Below are 16,240 nucleotides of genomic sequence, written 5' to 3' on the forward strand. Positions count from 1 at the left end.
TTGGCAACCTAGACCATCGACAGCAGGTGGTCGCGGCGCCGGCGCAGGACGTCGACGGACGCCGAGGCCGACGGCGGCCCGGGCACGGCCTTGCGCAGGGTCGAGTACACCGTCGCGTGCGGCATGGCCCGGCCCGCGGCGACCCGGCCGACGAGCCCGTGGATCTCCTTGCGCAGCAACGCCGCCGTGTGCCAGGCGGCGTCCTCCTGCTCGGGTTCGGCGGGCTCCGGCCCGGGCTCCTCGACGGGCCGGGACACCGCGGTGCGCTTGCGGATCTCGGCGTCGCGCTGGGACAGCAGGGCCGCGGTCTGCTCGGGCGAGAGCAGCCCGGGCAGGCCCAGGTAGTCGGCCTCCTCGACGCTGACCGGCGGCAGTTCCCCCCCGGTGACGGCCTTGCCGCCGTGCAGGACGTGGGCGAACTCGGCCTGGGCCTCCAGCGCCTCGTACTCCTTCTTCTCCCCCGGTTCGCGCTCCGGCGGCGGCAGCAGGTCCAGGCCCCCCTCGTCGACCTCGTCGGAGGACACCGACGCCGGCGGCGGGATGACGTGGTTGCGGTCGGTCTCCATCTCCGCGGCCAGCGCCAGCAGCGGCCGGACGGCCGGCAGGAAGACCGTGGCGGACTCCCCCGGCGCGCGCGAGCGGACGACGCGGCCGACGGCCTGGGCGAAGAACAGCGGCGTCCGGTAGGACGTCATCCACGCCAGGCACGCCGCGCGCGGCACGTCGACGCCCTCGGAGATCATCCGGACGCAGACGACGAACCGCTGGTCGGACTCGGCGAACTCGGAGATCTTCTGCGAGGCCTTGGGGTCGTCGGACAGGATGAGCGCGGGTTTCTCCCCCGTGACGCGCTGGACGATCTTGGCGTAGGCGCGGGCGTCGTCCTGGTCGGAGGCCAGCACCAGCCCGGCGGCGTCGTGCATGCCGTGCTCGCGCAGGTGGTTCAGCCGTTCGTCCATGGCGGCGATGACGTGCGGGACCCAGTCGCCGCGGGGGTCCAGCGCGGTCTTCCAGGCCAGCGACTCCACCGACTTCGTCGTGGCGTCGGTCAGGGAGGCGGCCACGACCTCGCCGGCGGAGTTCCGCCAGCGCGAGACACCGGTGTAGGCGGCGAAGACGACGGGCCGCACGACGCCGTCACCGAGGGCGTCCTTGTAGCCGTAGGTGAAGTCGGCCGCGCTGCGCAGGCCGCCCTCGGACTCCGGGGAGTCGTCCTCGACGTAGGCGACGAACGGGATGCGCTCGTCGGCCTTGGTGCGGAACGGGGTCCCGGTCAGGGACAGCCGGCGGCGGGCGTCGGCGAAGGCCTCGAAGACCGCCTCGCCCCAGGACAGCCCGTCCCCGGCGTGGTGGATCTCATCCATGATCACGAGGGACTTCCGCGCGGTGGCGCGGGCCCGGTGCAGCATCGGATGCCCGGCGACCTGGGCGTACGTCGTGACGTAGCCCTTCATGTCCGGCCGCACGGGCCCGACGGCGTTGGTCATCGTCGGGTCGAGCTCGATCCCGGCGCGGTGGGCGGCCTCGGCCCACTGGGTGCGCAGGTGGTCGGTCGGGGCCACGACGACGACGCGGTCGACGCGCCGGCTGTCGAGCAGGCGCCGTGCCAGCGCCAGCGCGAACGTCGTCTTGCCCGCGCCCGGCGTCGCCGTCACGAGGTAGTCGGCCGGTTCCTCGCGCGCGGGGTCGAAGTACTTCTCCAGGGCCGCGTTCTGCCACGCGCGCAGCGGCCGGGCCGCGGGTACGCCGGGGGCGTCGACCACGGGGCCGGAGATCGTGTCGGCCAGGGCCAGCTGGGGTTCGTGCTCGGTCGTGCTCATGGGTCCAACCACCGTAGACGACTCCCGGACGTGCTCCGGCGCGGCGACGCGCCGGGGGTTCAGTCCTTGTCGTCGCCGCCCTTGCCGCCACCCGACAGGCTCTCGTAGATCTCCTTGCAGGTGGGGCAGACGGGGAAGCGCTTGGGGTCGCGACCGGGGACCCAGACCTTGCCGCACAGCGCGATCACAGGGTCGCCCGAGAGGGCGGACTCCATGATCTTCTCCTTCTTCACGTAGTGCGCGAAGCGCTCGTGGTCGCCGGGGGCCGCCTCCTCCTGGACCTGCTCCTCGCGGTCCAGGACCGCGGTGCGCGACGGGGCCGTGGGCGCCTCGGGCTGCGGCTGCGGGCGGAACGGGTCGTCGGTCGGCGAGCTCATGCGGCGATCGTACGACGGCCGGCAGGCGCCCTCAGTTCATCGAGACGTCGCTGGGGAAGCTGGCGACGAGGGCCAGGTCGCCGCCCTGACGGCGCAGGACGTCGCCCCACAGGTCGTGCGGGCTGTCGCTGAAGGCGTCGCGCGCCTCGGCGTCCAGGACGAACCAGGCGCCTTCGGCGATCTCGCCCTCCAGCTGCCCGGCGCTCCAGCCGGCGTACCCGGCGAAGATCCGCAGGCCCGACAGCTCGGCGCTGATGGTCTCCGGCGGGGTGTCGAGGTCGACCAGCCCCACCGACCCCAGCCCGACGGAGGCGAAGACGCGGCGCACGCCCTGCGGGTCGGGGTGGTCGCCGGGCACGGCGACCAGCCCCAGCGCGGAGTCCAGGGCCACCGGGCCGCCCTGGAAGAGCTTGCCGGGCGCCGTCGCGAACGGCTGCCAGTCGGGCAGCACGGCGGCGACGTCGACGTCGAGGGGGCGGTTGACGACGACGCCGAGCGCCCCGTCGTCGTCGTGGTTGAGCACGAGGACGACGGAGCGCGCGAAGTTGGCGTCGGTCAGCGCGGGCGTGGCCAGCAGCAACCGTCCCGTCAGGCTCCCTTCCACCGGCCCATCATGGCGTGCGCTCACTCACCCGTGCGAGCGAAGGGGCGCGAGAGCGGCACGGTGTCGCGGGTGGCGCGCACGTACTGGGCGGGCCAGGGCAGGCGGTCGGTGTCGTGCAGGGCCACGGCCGCGCGCTGCGGCCAGCGCGGGTCGGCCAGCAGGGGCCGGGCCAGGAAGACGGCGTCGGCGTCGCCGCTGACGAGGAGCTGCTCGGCCTGGGTGGGGTCGAGGATGAGCCCGACGGCGGCGACGGGGACGCCGGCCTCGCGCCGGACCCGGGCCGCGTTGGGCACCTGGTAGCCGGGGCCGACGGGGATCTGCTGACGGGGGTCGTTGCCGCCGGAGCTGGCGTCGACGAGGTCGGCGCCGTGCTCGGCGAGCAGCCGCGCGAGCCGGACCGAGTCCTCGACGTCCCAGCCGCCCTCGACCCAGTCGGAGGTGCTGATCCGGACCAGGAGGGGCCCGGCCCAGACGGCGCGGACCGCGTCGAGGGTCTCCAGCAGCAGCCGCGCGCGGTTCTCGAAGGAGCCGCCGTGGGCGTCGGTGCGGTGGTTGGACAGCGGGGACAGGAACTGGTGCAGCAGGTAGCCGTGGGCGGCGTGCAGCTCGACGACGTCGAACCCGGCGTCCGCGGCGCGGCGGGCGGCGTCGGCGAAGGCCCGCACGAGGGCGGCGATCCCGTCGGCGTCCAGCGCGCGGGGGGTCGCGTACCCGTCGAAGGGGACGGCGCTGGGCCCGACGGTCTCCCAGCCGTGCTCCCCGGCGGGCACGCTGCCGGTGGCCTCGGCCCAGGGCCGGTAGGTGCTGGCCTTGCGGCCGGCGTGGGCGAGCTGGACGCCGGCGGCGCAGCCCTGGGCGTGCAGGAAGTCGACGACGCGGGTCCACGCGGCGGTCTGCTCGTCGTTCCACAGCCCGGCGTCCTGCGGGCTGATGCGGCCCTCGGGGACGACGGCGGCGGCCTCGGTGAGGACCAGGCCCGCTCCCCCGAGGGCGAACTGGCCGAGGTGGACCAGGTGCCAGTCGGTCGGGACGCCCGGGGCCTGGACGGGGTCGCAGGAGTACTGGCACATGGGCGAGACCCAGACGCGGTTCGGGATCGTCGTGCCGCGCAGGGTGATCGGTTCGAAGAGTCGACTCACGCGCTCACGCTACGCGCCCGCTTCCCGAGAAGCGTTCTCCCCGGCGGCGCGGGCGGGAGGTCAGCCGTCGCGGTGGCGGCGCTTGTCCTCGTACATGTGCCGGTCGGCGCGGGCCAGCACCGCGGCGGTGGACTCGGACGGGTCGTCGACCACCAGGCCCACGCTGCAGCGCACGAGCCGGCGCGAGCCGTCGGGCAGGTCGACGGGGACCGCGGAGACGGCCTCGCGCAACCGGCCGGTCAGCGCCTGCGGGTCCACCTCGGCCGAGGAGTCGACCAGCACGATGAACTCGTCGCCCCCGAAGCGGGCCACGGTGTCCTCGGCGCGCGAGACGGCGACGAGGCGTTCGGCGACGGCGACCAGCGCGTGGTCGCCCACGAGGTGCCCGTGCTCGTCGTTCAGCTGCTTCAGCTCGTCGACGTCGCAGAAGGCCACGACGGGCACGTCCCCCGTGCGGCGCGCCCGCGCCCGGGCCTGGGCCCAGCGGTCCTCGAGCAGCCCCCGGTCGGGCAGGCCGGTGAGGAGGTCGTGCGTCGCGCGGTGGGTGAGGTCGCGGGCGCGTTCGACGTGCCGGGTGACGTCCCAGCACGACAGCGTCAGCACACCGGGCCCGCGACCGGCTTCGCCGAGGAGCACCTCGACGGTGACCACCTCGCCCGCACCGGCCAGGAACCGCCACTCGTGGGCGGTCCGGCCGTCGCTCACGCCCCGGCCCAGCACCTCGCGGGCGTCCTGGACGTCCTCGGCGTGGACGAGGTCGGCGAGCGTGCCGGGGGTGCGCCCACCGAGCAGCTCGACGGCGGCGGCGTTCAGCCACGTGGTGCGCCAGTCGTCGTCACCTCGTTCGACGAGGACCGTGGCCAGCGGAGAGTCCTCCACGAGGCGCCGGAAGTCGGCGTCCTGCACTGCTCCCCCTCGCGTCCCCGGGTGAGCGGTTCACCCGGTGTCCGCCGACCGTACGAGGGGTGGAGCACGGATCACGGGTCGAGTGCCGGAATGTCGCTGACCCGGCGGACACGGTGCGACACGGCGTGTCCGGATGTGACTCAACGAGAGGTCGCGCAGGACTGGAGCAGCGGGCGGCTGGCCCGGGAGGCCAGCAGCACGAGACCGGCGCCGGCGAGGGCGCAGCCGGCGAACCACAGCACGCCGACGGGCGCCGCCTGCAGCAGCCCCAGGACCGGGGAGACGATCAGCAGCGACAGGGCGGCGGCCCCACCCATCGTCACCACCAGGGGGATCCACGTCTCACGCGCCCGGGCCCGGTGCAGGACGGCCACGTCGGTCCCGGACAGGTGCAGCGCCCGGTAGCGGCCGCGGGAGTCCAGCACGCGCGAGGCCTGGGTGACGCCCGTCGAGACCGCGGCCAGCACCGCGGAGATGACGAGCGTGACGGCCGCGCCCGTCCCGATGTCGGCGAACAGCTCCTCGCCCGCGCCGCCGTCCGTCAGGCCGGGGGTGACGCTGAGGCACCCGGCGACGAAGGTCACGAGCGAGACCCCGCCGACGCTGCGCCACACGCTGCGCGGGTCCTCGCTCATCCGCCGCGCGGCCAGCAGGGTCTCCACGCTGCGGGCGCGGGCCCCCAGGAGACGGCCGAGCACGGACACGAACAGCGGCCCGACGAGGTTGAACACCGCGAACGCCCCGCCGAGGAGCACGACGAGCACGAGCGCCCCCACGGCGGTCCCGAACCCGAAGAGGACGCTGCCGGCGTTGAACGCCGCCACGAACGCGACCCCGAGCAGCAGCACGGGAAGGACGCGGGTCCAGCTCAGCCCCTTCTGCGGCAGCCGTCGGGCCACGCCCAGCGGGCTGATGGCGACGCGGCGCAGGCTGACGAGGCAGGAGACGACGGCGACCAGCACGACGGCCGAGGACACCGCCAGGACCGGTCCGGGCCCGAGCCGGATCTCCGCGACGTCGAACGCGCGGCCCTGGAAGCGCAGCCGCGCGACGGCCGGCAGGGCCAGGAGGTCGAGGGCGGTCCCGAGCAGGGCACCGGCGAGCGCCTGGGCCACGGCGTCGAGCAGGGCGATCACCCCGACCTGCCCCGAGGTCGCGCCCGCGAGCCGCAGCCGGGCCAGGCGCTCGTCGCGGCGGGCGATCGTCAGCCGGGCCGCGGCCGCCCCCAGCGTCGCCGTCGGCACGACGAGCAGGGCGACGGCGATCCACGACAGGAACGGGTAGGTGCTCGCCTCGGCCGGCGCTCCCGGCGCCTGCGCCCGGGCCTGGAAGGCCTGCACTCCCCCGGCGACGGTGAGGACGGACCAGGTCGTGACCGCGAAGGCGGTGACCGCCAGCGACGTCGGCAGCCGGGACTCGGCGTTCACGTGCCGGGTCAGCGACCACCACAGCCTCGTCGTCGCGCTCACCGGAGCGCTCCGGCGGGTGCGGTGAACTCGCTGACGACGCGGCCGTCGCGCATGGCCAGCGTGCGGTCGCACCAGCGGGCGACCCCCGCGTCGTGGGTGACGACGACCAGCGCGGCACCGTTCTCCCGGGCCACCGACGTCAGCAGGTCGAGCACCTCGCGGCCGGTGGCCTGGTCCAGGGCGCCGGTGGGCTCGTCGGCGAAGACCACCTTCGGGTGGCCCACCAGGGCGCGGGCGATGGCGACGCGCTGCGCCTGGCCACCGGACAGCTCACCGGGGCGGCGGCGTTCCGTCCCGGCCAGGCCGAGGCGGGCCAGGAGGTCGCGCGCGCGGGCCGTGGCCGCGGCCCGGGACTGCCCGCCCAGCAGGAGCGGCAGGGCCGCGTTCTCCTCGGCAGGCAGCTCCGAGAGCAGCTGACCGGACTGGAAGACGAACCCGAAGTCCTCGCGGCGCAGCCGGGTGCGCTGCGCGTCGCCGAGGGAGACGAGGTCGGCCCCGGCGAGGGCGACGGTGCCCGACGTGGGCCGCACGATGCCGGCCAGGACGTGCAGGAGGGTGGTCTTGCCGGAGCCGGAGGGCCCCATGACGGCGACCGACTCCCCGGCCCGGACCGAGACGTCGACGCCGTCGAGGGCGCGGGTGGTGCCGTAGGTCATGACGAGACCACGGGCGGTGAGGATGTCCATGCCCCGAGCGTTCCGCGCCGAGGGGGTCGCGGTCGTCGCCGCAGGGACGGAACCGGGGACGTCCACGTCCACCCGCAGACCTACGCCCGCCCGGTGACGGCGTGCGACCACTCCCCGGCGGCCCGCGGTGACAGGGCGCGGCCGGTCTCCCCGCGGTCAGCCGACGCCCGGGTCTCGCAGGAAGAGCGGGGCGTCCGCGCCCACGCGGCCGGAAACGACGGAAGCGCCCCCGCCCGGAGGTGAGACACCTCGAGCAGGAGCGCTTCCGTCGTTTCCGGCCGCGTGGGCGCGGACCAGAGCCCCGCTCGCTCTGCGAGACCCCATGTCGTGGAGATGGCGGGAATCGAACCCGCGTCCGTCAGCGTGGTACCAGGGCTTCTCCGGGTGCATCCTGTTCAGCGGTCTGCTCGGCCCCGATGCTCATACAGGCATGTCATCGCCGGGCCCAGCCGCGTTGCGTGTCCCTCTCACCTACGCGACCTCGGTGAGAGGTGAGCTCCCTAGTCGATGCCAGGACCCGGGGCGGGAGCGCACCCGGGCTGACAGAGTCGCGCTCGCTCAGGCGGCGAGGGCGAACTCGGTGCGCTTGGAATCGGCACCTATTGGTTTGCATGGATCGTTGACGAGATGACCATGCATCCTCGACCCGCTTCCCCTGGCTCGACGACCAACGTCGAAACCTGTCATCCCCGTGTTGAGTTGTGCGGTGCAGCATACCCCTCAACGGCGCGTGCGTCGTTCGCATTCCCTCCCGGACGGCACCACGCCGGGAGGGACGCCGGGGCGGTCAGCGCTCGCGGCGCTGCGACATGGCGCGGTCGGCCTCGTGCTTGTCCTGCTTCTCGCGCAGGGTCTGCCGCTTGTCGTAGTTCTTCTTGCCCCGGGCCAGGCCGATCTCGACCTTGACGCGGCCGTCGACGAAGTACAGGGCCAGCGGCACGATCGTGAGGCCGGACTCGCGGACCTTGCCCGCCCACTTGTCGATCTCCTCGCGGTGCAGCAGGAGCTTGCGCTTGCGGCGCGGGGTGTGGTTGGTCCAGGTGCCCTGGACGTACTCGGGGATGTGCACCCCTTCGAGCCACATCTCGCCGCGGTCGATGTGGGCGAAGCCGTCGACGAGGGAGGCCCGGCCCATCCGCAGGGCCTTGACCTCGGTGCCCATGAGGCTGATGCCGGCCTCGTAGGTGTCGTCGATGAAGTAGTCGTGGCGCGCCTTGCGGTTGCTGGCGATGTTCTTGCGCCCGGTTTCGCGCGGCACGTCGTCCCTCCTCGTTGCTGGCTGAGCGCTCGAGTCTAGGCGCCCGGGGACGCCGTCCGCACGGCGGTTCTCACACCTTCAGCCACCGGCGGAGGCTGACCAGGGACGCGATGATCGCGAAGACGACCCCGACGCCGACCATGACCGGGCCGGTCTGGGTCAGGACGTCGTGGGTGTCGATGAGCCGGGTGGTGAACCCGGGCCGGTTCTGCAGCCGCGAGACGCCGAACTCGACCATGGCCCACAGCGCGCCGGAGGCCAGGACGCCGCCGATGAGGCTCGCGATGACGCCCTCGAGGACGAAGGGGAGCTGGATGAGGGCGCGGGAGGCCCCGACGAGCCGCATGATCGTCGTCTCGCGGCGGCGGCTGAAGGCCGTCAGCCGGATGGTGGTGGACACCAGCATCATCGAGCAGAGCAGCATGAGCGCGGCCAGGCCCAGGGCGATGTTGGTGGCGACGTCGAGCACCGTGAACAACGGCTGCAGGATGGCCCGCAGGTCGGGGACGTCCTCGACGCCGGCGACGTCCCGGTAGTCGTCGCTGACCGTCTGGTAGACCTGCGGGTCCTTGAGCCGGACGCGGAACGACTCGGGCAGCTGGTCGGCCGTCACCTTGTCGGTGATCGAGGAGTCGTTCGTCTCCTTGAAGTTCTGGTAGGCCTGCGCCTTGGACTCGTAGAACACGCGGTCGACGCGCGGGTCGGCCTGCAGCTGGTCGCGCAGGGCCGTGCGCTGGGCGTCGGTGATCTCCCCGCCGGGGCACAGGTTGGCCGGTGAGTCGCTGCCGCACATGAAGATCGAGACCTGGACGCGGTCGTACCACTCGCCCTTGAGGATCCCGACCTGCTTCTGGACGAGCAGCCCGGTCCCGAAGAAGAACAGCGACACCATGGTCACGAGGACGACGGCGACCGTCATCGTGAAGTTGCGGCGCAGCCCCTGGAACATCTCGCCGACGACGAACCCGATGCGCATCAGCGGCCCGATCCGTAGACGCCGCGGTCCTCGTCGCGCACGACGCGACCGTCCCGGAGTTCCACGACGCGCTTGCGCATCTGGTCGACGATGTCGTCGTCGTGCGTGGCCATGACGATGGTGGTCCCCGTGCGGTTGATGCGGTCGAGCAGTTTCATGATCCCGACGCTGGTCTCGGGGTCGAGGTTGCCGGTCGGCTCGTCGGCCAGCAGGATCGCGGGCCGGTTGACGAACGCGCGCGCGATGGCGACGCGCTGCTGCTCGCCGCCGGACAGCTCGTGCGGGCGGCGCTTCTCCTTGCCGCCGAGCCCGACGAGCCCGAGGGTCTCGGGCACGGTCTGGGCGATGACGTGCCGGGGCTTGCCGAGGACCTGCAGCGCGAACGCGACGTTCTCGTAGACCGTCTTGTCCGCCAGCAGGCGGAAGTCCTGGAAGACGACGCCGATCTGGCGGCGCAGCTGCGGCACCTTCCAGGACCGCATCCGGCCCACGTCGCGGCCGTTGACCTGGACGCTGCCGCCGGAGGCCTTCTCCTCCTTCAGCACCAGGCGCAGGAACGTCGACTTGCCCGAGCCCGAGGGGCCCACGAGGAAGACGAAGTCGCCCTTGTCGATCTGCAGGGTCACCTCGGCGAGCGCGGGGCGGTGTCCCTCCCCGTAGCTCTTGCTGACGTGCTCGAAGGTGATCATCACTCCCACCCTACGGTCTGTGGCTGAGCGTGAGCGTCAGCCCTCGCGCTGCTTGCGCCAGCGGATGCCGGCGTCGAGGAAGCTGTCGATCTCGCCGTCGAAGACGCCGTCGGTGTTCCCGACCTCGAAGTTCGTGCGCAGGTCCTTGACCATCTTGTACGGCTGCAGGACGTAGGAGCGCATCTGGTTGCCCCACGACCCGGAGTCCTCGCCCTTGAGCGCGTCCAGCTCGGCCTGCCGGTCCTGGCGGGCCTTCTCCAGCAGCTTGGCCTGCAGGACGCGCATGGCCGCGGCCTTGTTCTGCAGCTGCGACTTCTCGTTCTGGCAGGTGACGACGATGCCCGTCGGCAGGTGCGTCAGGCGCACCGCGGAGTCGGTCGTGTTGACCGACTGCCCACCCGGGCCCGAGGAGCGGTAGACGTCGACGCGCACGTCGTTCTCGGGGATCTCGATGTGGTCGGTCTCGGCCACCACCGGCAGCACCTCCACGCCCGCGAACGACGTCTGCCGGCGGCCCTGGTTGTCGAAGGGCGAGATGCGCACGAGGCGGTGGGTGCCCTGCTCGACGCTGAGGGTGCCGTAGGCGTAGGGCGCGGCGACCTTGAACGTCGCCGACTTGATGCCCGCCTCCTCGGCGTAGGACGTGTCGTACAGCTCCGTCTTGAAGTGCTTGCGCTCGGCCCAGCGCAGGTACATGCGCATGAGCATCTGCGCGAAGTCGGCGGCGTCGACGCCCCCGGCCTCGGAGCGGATCGTCACGAGCGCCTCGCGGGCGTCGTACTCCCCCGACAGCAGGGTGCGGATCTCCAGCTCCTCGAGGGACCCCTTGATGGCCTCGAGCTCCTCCTCGGCCTCGGTGACGGAGTCGGCGTCCCCCTCGGCCTCGGCGAGCTCGACGAGCACCTCGAGGTCGTCGATGCGCCCGCCCATCTTCTCGATGCGCTCCAGCTCGGCCTGCACGTAGGACAGGCGGCTCGTCACGCCCTGGGCGGTCTCGGGGTCGTCCCACAGGTCCGGCGCGGCGGCCTGCTCGTTGAGGTCGGCCAGTTCCGTGCGCAGGCCCTCGAGGTCCGACACCTCCCGGATGGACGCGTACGTCGTGCGGAGGGCGGAGATCTCGGCGGGGAAGTCGATGGCCACGACCGACGAGTCTACGTGCGTCGCGCGAAGGCCTCCGCGCTCAGTTCCCGCTCCCCGTCGGTCACGGCCCGCAGCACCCGCTCGGCCACCTCGGCCGGCGCCAGCCCCTGCGGCAGCCGCGGGGCGGTCCCGGCCACCGGGCGGGTCGCCAGCCCCGTCTCGGTGTGCGGGGGCCGCACGTCGAGGACCCGGACGCGGGAGCGTTCCTCGCGGGCCAGGGCCGTGACGAAGGCGGACAGCGCGGCCTTGGCCGCGGAGTAGGGGGCCATCCCGGCCTGCGGGCGCTCGGCGACGACGCCGGTCAGCACCACCGCGAACGGATCGCGGCCCTCCCGCAGGTGCGGCAGGGCCGCGCGCAGCAGCCGGATGGGGCCGATCGCGTCGGCCAGGAACAGCTCGTCGAGCAGGTCGTCGTCGGCGTCGGCGGCCGGGCCGAAGGCCACCACCCCGGCGGCGTGCACGAGCCCGTCGAGCCGGCCCAGGTGCGCCACCGCCTCGTCCACGAGGCGCTCGGGCTCACCCGGCAGCCGCAGGTCGGCGGCCACGGCGTGCGTGCCGGCGACCTCAGGCGCGCTGCGGCTGCTCGTGACCACCCGGGCCCCGGCGGCCAGCAGCCCCTCGACCAGCGGGCGTCCCAGCCCCCCGCCGGCCCCGGTCACCAGCACGGCCGCGTCGCGTAGCTCCACGCGCTCACCGTGGCACGCTCAGCGCAGCTCCGCCTCCGCGCTGGAGCGGGCCGTGATCCGCACCCGCGCGAACCGCTCGGGCACGAACGCCGTGAACGGTGGCGCGGTCACGACCACCAGCTCCACGTCGGCGCGCCGGCCGTCGGGGGTCCCGGTGCCCGCGCCCACGACGACGCCCGCGACGTCGGCGTGCTCGCGCACGTACCCCTCGACGCTGCCGCGGACCGAGGCGTCGGTGAGCAGGACGCGTCCCCCGGAGTAGTAGGACCGCCCGTCGAGGGCGTCGGCGGCGTCGCGGGCGGCGGCGTCGGCCACGGCGTAGAGGCGCTTGCGCTGCAGGTGCACCGCCGAGGCGGAGACGACGACGAGGACGAGGACCACGGCCAGCAGCCCGAAGGCCAGGGACAGCAGGGCGATGCGCCCCTCGTCGCGCGGGGCCCCCACCGCGACGTCCGCACGGCCCCTCACGCCGCGAACCGGTCGACGACGGCCACCCGGCGGACCTGCACGGGCACGTGCAGCGGGACCGCACCGGCCAGGAACGCCGGGACGAGCGGCAGTTGAACGTCCAGGCGCACCGTCGCGGCGACCTCGGCCTGCGGCGTGCGGCACGGGTCCGTCGAGCAGGCGACGTCCAGCGTCGCCGTCCGCGGGTCCAGGTGCTGGTCGGTGACGGCCAGCGCCACCGCCGCCTCGGCCTCGCGCGCCGGGGTGCCGGTGGCGACGAGCCGCGACGCCTCCCCCGCCCCGGACTCGACGGCGAACGTCGCGGCCTGGACCCGGCCCAGGGCCAGCACGAGGTACGCGACCGGGACGAGCAGCAGCAGACCGACGGCCAGGAACTCCACGGCCGCGCTCCCCTCGTCCCGGGTGGGCGGGTTCACGGCTGCGTCGCCGGTTCGGCCAGGGCGTGGCCCTGCACGTGCAGCAGCCGCGGCCCGAGGAACGCCACGACGGGCAGCGGGGCGCGGACGTCGACCTCCACGACGGGCGTCCCGGCGACCCGGGTCGTCCCGGCGCTGACCTCGCGCGCGAAGGCCGGGGACAGCGACGTGGCGAGGAGTTCACGGGTGCGGGCGGCCCCGTCGGCGGGTGAGTTGCCGCGCAACGCCCCGAACCGCGCGCCCTCCCCCGCGCAGTCGGCGGCCGTCGCCCGCACGTGCTGCACGACGGCCAGCTGCACGACGGCCGCGAACAGCAGCGCGAGCAGCCCGGCGACGGCGGCGAACTCCGCGACCGCCGACCCCTCGTCCCGTCCGGACCCGCGCGTCACAACTGCCCGACGACCGCGTCCATGGCCGCGGTGAACAGGGCCGCCAGGCGCGGGCCGGCCACGGCCCACAGACCGACGACCAGACCCGCCGTCATGATGGTCACCAGGACCCAGCCGGGGACGTCGCCGCGGTCGTCGGTCCTCAGTCCTTCGAGCAGTTCCTCGAGCACGTGCTCTCTCCTTCAGTTCGTGAGTTGCAGTTGGGCGAGGCCGGGGTAGACGGCGAAGACCACGACGGTCGGCAGGATCCCGAAGACGACGGGCACCATCATCCGGACCTCCTGGTGCCCACCGGTCTCGGTGAGCCGGCGGTGCTCGGCGTCGCGGGCGTCGGCGGCCTGCGCGCGCAGGACGTCGGCGAGCGGGCTGCCCGCCTCGACGGCGACCACGAGGGCGTCGACGAAACGGGTGAAGGGCGGCACCTGCCACCGCCCCGCCAGGTCGGTGAGGGCCTCCAGGAGCGGTGTCCCCGTCCGGACCCGGCCCAGCGCCCCCCGCAACCCGGCGCACAGCGGACCGTGGCCGGTGGCGACCCGTTCGAGGGCGGCGGCGACGTTCTCCCCCGCCGCCACCGACAGGGCGAGCAGTTCGGCCACGGCGGGCAGGTCCGCGACGAGTTCGGTACGGCGCCGGGTCACCGCCCGGGCCAGGAGCTCGTCGCGCGCCAGGGCACCCGCGAGCGCGCCGACGACCATCGCGGCGACGATCGCGACAGGGTCGAACCCCGCCCCCAGCCACACCCCGGCCAGGGCGAGCCCCGTCCCGGCGCAGGACCACACGACCTGCTCGGCGCGGTGGGCGGCCAGCCCGGCCGCCCCGTCGGCGTCGGGGTCCAGGACGAGCAGCCGGTCGGTGACGGCCCGCCCCGACCCCAGCCGCGTCCCCACCGCCGTCCCCACGCGGCGCAGGAGTTCGCGCGTCCGGCGCGTCGGGGCCGGCGCGAGGTACGGCAGGACCCGCGCGTCCAGCGACGGTGCGCGGCGCAGCGGGAACCCCGCGACCACGAGCAGCGCACCGGTGCCGGCGAGCAGCCCCAGGCACACCCCGGCGATCACGACAGCACCCGGCGGGGCGCGGGCAGGCGCCCGAGCCGCAGCATGAGCCGGTAGGAGCCGAACGTGACGACCGCCCCCACCGCCAGGACGGTGGCACCCGTCGCGTCCCCGTACGCCGCGAGGGTTCCCGGCCGGGTGGCGAGCAGGCCCAGGACGACCCACGGGGCGGCGACGGCGAGCCGGGCCGCGGACACGGTCCAGCTCTGCCGGGCCAGGAGTTCCCCACGGGTCCGGCGGTCCTCGCGCAGGTACCCCGACAACGTCCGCAGGGTCGAGCCCAGGTCGCTGCCGCCGACCTGGCGCGTCATGCGCAACGTCGCGGCCAGCCGGTCGAACACGGGGTCGGCCAGTTCCGCCCGCAGGTCCTCCAGCTCGGCCTCGAACGCCCCGCTCGCGCGGTGCGCGGCGGCGAACCGCGCGAACGCGGGCCGGAACTGCCGCGGTCCCCGCGTGGCCAGGCCGCAGACGGCGTCGGGCAGCGAGGACCCGGCACGCACCGCGGCCGCGAGGGAGTCGACGGCGTCGGGCCACTGCGCCGCGGAGTCCTCGCGGCGCCGGTCCCCGCGCGAACGGGCCAGGGCCGTGGGCCCGTACCCCGCCGACAGGGCCGCCCCGACGCCCAGCACGGGCAGCCGGGTGAGGGCCAGGACGAGGGCGGCGGCGGCGACGGCCGCGAGCACCGAGCCGGCGACGAACACGACGGCGGGGACGTCGGACCACCCGGCCGCGTCCAGCACGGCGCGCACGGGCCGGCGACGGGCCGGGCGCCGGCGCGGCGTCGTGCCCCAGCACGACCACCAGACGCAGAACACCCCCAGCCCGAGCAGCGCCCCCGCGGCCACACCCGTCACGGCCGCTCCCCGAGCAGCGCGGGCAGGTCGAAACCGGCGCGGGCGAACCGTTCGCGGTGCGGGGGCCACCCGCTGCCACGGACCAGTTCGCCGGCGCGGGTGGTGAACACGTCCGCCGTCTCCACGACCCCACCCTCGCTGCGCCCGGTCACCGCCACGACCTCGCGGACCCGGCGGCGACCGTCGACGTCGAGTTCGGCGTGGACGACGAGGTCGAGGCTGGCCGCCACGGCGGGGACCACGAAACCGCTCGTGACGTTCTCGCCCGCCAGCAGCGGCAGGGTGCACATCTTCGCGACGGCGTCGGCGGCGGAGTTCGCGTGGACGGTGGCCGCGCCGGGTAGACCGCTGTTGAGGGCGATGAGCAGGTCCAGGCTCTCGGCCTGACGCACCTCCCCGACCACGAGGCGGTCCGGGCGCATCCGCAGCGCCTCCTTCACGAGGCGGCGCAGGGGGATCTCCCCCCGGCCCTCGAGGTTCGGCTGCCGGCACTGCATCGCGACGACGTCACGGTTCTGCAGCTGCAGCTCGAACACCTCCTCGCACGTGATGACGCGCTGGTGGGCCGGGACCGCCGCCAGCAGGCAGTTCAGGAGCGCGGTCTTCCCCGCCTGCGTCGCTCCAGAGACCAGGAGGTTCAACCCGGCGGCCACCGCCGCGCTCAGGAACCGGGCCGCGGGAGCGGTGAGCGAGCCGAGTTCCACGAGGTCCTCGAGCCGGCGCGCGCGGGCCACGAAACGCCGCACGTTGACGGCCCAGTGCCGGCGGGTGACGTCGGGGATGACGACGTGCACGCGGGAACCGTCGGGCAGCGACGCGTCGACGAACGGGCTGGACAGGTCGACCCGGCGGCCCGTCGTGGCCAGCATGCGCTCGACGAGTTCGGCGACGGTGTCCTCGTCGAGGATCGTGGTGGTGAGCTCGGGGACCCCGGCGCGGGCCACGAACACCTTGCCCGGTTCGTTGATCCAGATCTCCTCGACCGCGGGGTCGTCGAAGTAGCGCTGCAGCGGACCGAAACCCGAGACGGCGGCGACGACCTCGCGGACGGCGTCGTCGCGGTCCCCCAGGCCCGGCAGCGAGCCGTCGAGGGAGCGCAGGTCGTAGTCGAGGACGACGGCGTCGACGAGGGAGCGCAGTTCGGCGGCCTCGCCGCGGAAACTCCCCGCCGCGATGCGGCGACGCACCTGCGCCCGCACCTCGTCCTCCACCAGGCGGACAGCGTCCACCGCACACCTCCTCCGAACTCGTGTCCGGCGACGGTAGTGCAGGACCGCACCCGCTGTCCGGGGCCTGTGGACGACTCCGGGG

Annotated in this window: 19 protein-coding genes and 1 other RNA gene; all 20 read right to left on the reverse strand. The window is 74.3% G+C overall.

Annotated features, from left to right (window positions below; all coding sequences use genetic code 11):
* Window positions 1-8 precede the first annotated feature (8 nt).
* Window positions 9-1,820 carry a DEAD/DEAH box helicase gene (locus tag CLV37_RS13915; RefSeq protein WP_211298640.1) on the reverse strand — a complete coding sequence of 604 codons (1,812 nt, stop codon included), beginning with the start codon at window positions 1,818-1,820 and terminating at the stop codon, window positions 9-11.
* Window positions 1,821-1,879: 59 nt separating this feature from the next.
* Entirely contained in the window at window positions 1,880-2,197 is a 318-nt protein-coding gene (locus CLV37_RS13920) for a DUF3039 domain-containing protein (protein ID WP_106211278.1), read from the reverse strand.
* 31 nt (window positions 2,198-2,228) lie between these two features.
* Entirely contained in the window at window positions 2,229-2,801 is a 573-nt protein-coding gene (locus tag CLV37_RS13925; RefSeq protein ID WP_106211280.1) for a YqgE/AlgH family protein, read from the reverse strand.
* A 20-nt stretch (window positions 2,802-2,821) separates the two neighbouring features.
* Window positions 2,822-3,940 carry an NADH:flavin oxidoreductase/NADH oxidase gene (locus CLV37_RS13930; RefSeq protein WP_106211282.1) on the reverse strand — a complete coding sequence of 373 codons (1,119 nt, stop codon included), beginning with the start codon at window positions 3,938-3,940 and terminating at the stop codon, window positions 2,822-2,824.
* A gap of 60 nt (window positions 3,941-4,000) precedes the next feature.
* Window positions 4,001-4,846 carry a GGDEF domain-containing protein gene (locus CLV37_RS13935; protein WP_106211284.1) on the reverse strand — a complete coding sequence of 282 codons (846 nt, stop codon included), beginning with the start codon at window positions 4,844-4,846 and terminating at the stop codon, window positions 4,001-4,003.
* A 140-nt stretch (window positions 4,847-4,986) separates the two neighbouring features.
* Window positions 4,987-6,315 (reverse strand): FtsX-like permease family protein, encoded by a 1,329-nt coding sequence (locus CLV37_RS13940; protein ID WP_146149405.1) that lies wholly within the window; start codon window positions 6,313-6,315, stop codon window positions 4,987-4,989.
* Complete coding sequence (locus tag CLV37_RS13945; RefSeq protein ID WP_106211436.1) at window positions 6,312-7,001, reverse strand: ABC transporter ATP-binding protein; 690 nt, start codon at window positions 6,999-7,001, stop codon at window positions 6,312-6,314. The genes CLV37_RS13940 and CLV37_RS13945 overlap by 4 nt, the downstream gene beginning before the upstream one ends.
* Window positions 7,002-7,326: 325 nt before the next feature.
* Window positions 7,327-7,692: a transfer-messenger RNA gene (gene ssrA / locus CLV37_RS13950) on the reverse strand.
* Window positions 7,693-7,788: 96 nt separating this feature from the next.
* Window positions 7,789-8,259 carry an SsrA-binding protein SmpB gene (gene smpB / locus CLV37_RS13955; protein ID WP_106211288.1) on the reverse strand — a complete coding sequence of 157 codons (471 nt, stop codon included), beginning with the start codon at window positions 8,257-8,259 and terminating at the stop codon, window positions 7,789-7,791.
* 70 nt (window positions 8,260-8,329) lie between these two features.
* Window positions 8,330-9,235, reverse strand: a complete 906-nt coding sequence (ftsX, locus tag CLV37_RS13960) for a permease-like cell division protein FtsX (protein WP_106211290.1) — start codon at window positions 9,233-9,235, stop codon at window positions 8,330-8,332.
* Window positions 9,235-9,924: a cell division ATP-binding protein FtsE gene (gene ftsE / locus CLV37_RS13965; RefSeq protein WP_106211292.1), complete on the reverse strand. Its 690-nt coding sequence runs from the start codon at window positions 9,922-9,924 to the stop codon at window positions 9,235-9,237. The genes ftsX and ftsE overlap by 1 nt, the downstream gene beginning before the upstream one ends.
* 36 nt (window positions 9,925-9,960) lie before the next feature.
* Window positions 9,961-11,064 carry a peptide chain release factor 2 gene (prfB, locus tag CLV37_RS13970; RefSeq protein WP_106211294.1) on the reverse strand — a complete coding sequence of 368 codons (1,104 nt, stop codon included), beginning with the start codon at window positions 11,062-11,064 and terminating at the stop codon, window positions 9,961-9,963.
* 11 nt (window positions 11,065-11,075) lie between these two features.
* Complete coding sequence (locus CLV37_RS13975) at window positions 11,076-11,750, reverse strand: SDR family NAD(P)-dependent oxidoreductase (RefSeq protein ID WP_245885403.1); 675 nt, start codon at window positions 11,748-11,750, stop codon at window positions 11,076-11,078.
* An 18-nt stretch (window positions 11,751-11,768) separates the two neighbouring features.
* A complete protein-coding gene (locus CLV37_RS13980; protein WP_146149406.1) occupies window positions 11,769-12,218 on the reverse strand; it encodes a pilus assembly protein TadG-related protein in 450 nt (149 codons plus the stop codon).
* A complete protein-coding gene (locus CLV37_RS13985; protein WP_106211300.1) occupies window positions 12,215-12,634 on the reverse strand; it encodes a pilus assembly protein TadE in 420 nt (139 codons plus the stop codon). Before CLV37_RS13985 ends, CLV37_RS13980 begins: the two co-directional genes overlap by 4 nt.
* On the reverse strand, window positions 12,631-13,023 hold the full coding sequence (locus CLV37_RS13990) for a TadE/TadG family type IV pilus assembly protein (protein ID WP_106211302.1): 393 nt from the start codon (window positions 13,021-13,023) through the stop codon (window positions 12,631-12,633). The genes CLV37_RS13985 and CLV37_RS13990 overlap by 4 nt, the downstream gene beginning before the upstream one ends.
* A complete protein-coding gene (locus CLV37_RS27640; protein WP_170127257.1) occupies window positions 13,020-13,193 on the reverse strand; it encodes a hypothetical protein in 174 nt (57 codons plus the stop codon). The genes CLV37_RS13990 and CLV37_RS27640 overlap by 4 nt, the downstream gene beginning before the upstream one ends.
* A gap of 12 nt (window positions 13,194-13,205) precedes the next feature.
* The gene (locus CLV37_RS13995; protein WP_106211304.1) at window positions 13,206-14,078 is read right to left on the reverse strand and encodes a type II secretion system F family protein; all 873 of its coding nucleotides are present in this window, start codon (window positions 14,076-14,078) and stop codon (window positions 13,206-13,208) included.
* Window positions 14,075-14,929 (reverse strand): type II secretion system F family protein, encoded by an 855-nt coding sequence (locus CLV37_RS14000; RefSeq protein ID WP_106211306.1) that lies wholly within the window; start codon window positions 14,927-14,929, stop codon window positions 14,075-14,077. The genes CLV37_RS13995 and CLV37_RS14000 overlap by 4 nt, the downstream gene beginning before the upstream one ends.
* Entirely contained in the window at window positions 14,926-16,158 is a 1,233-nt protein-coding gene (locus CLV37_RS14005; RefSeq protein ID WP_106211308.1) for a TadA family conjugal transfer-associated ATPase, read from the reverse strand. Before CLV37_RS14005 ends, CLV37_RS14000 begins: the two co-directional genes overlap by 4 nt.
* Window positions 16,159-16,240 lie beyond the last annotated feature (82 nt).

The sequence above is a fragment of the Kineococcus rhizosphaerae genome (assembly GCF_003002055.1).
GTDB lineage: Bacteria > Actinomycetota > Actinomycetes > Actinomycetales > Kineococcaceae > Kineococcus > Kineococcus rhizosphaerae.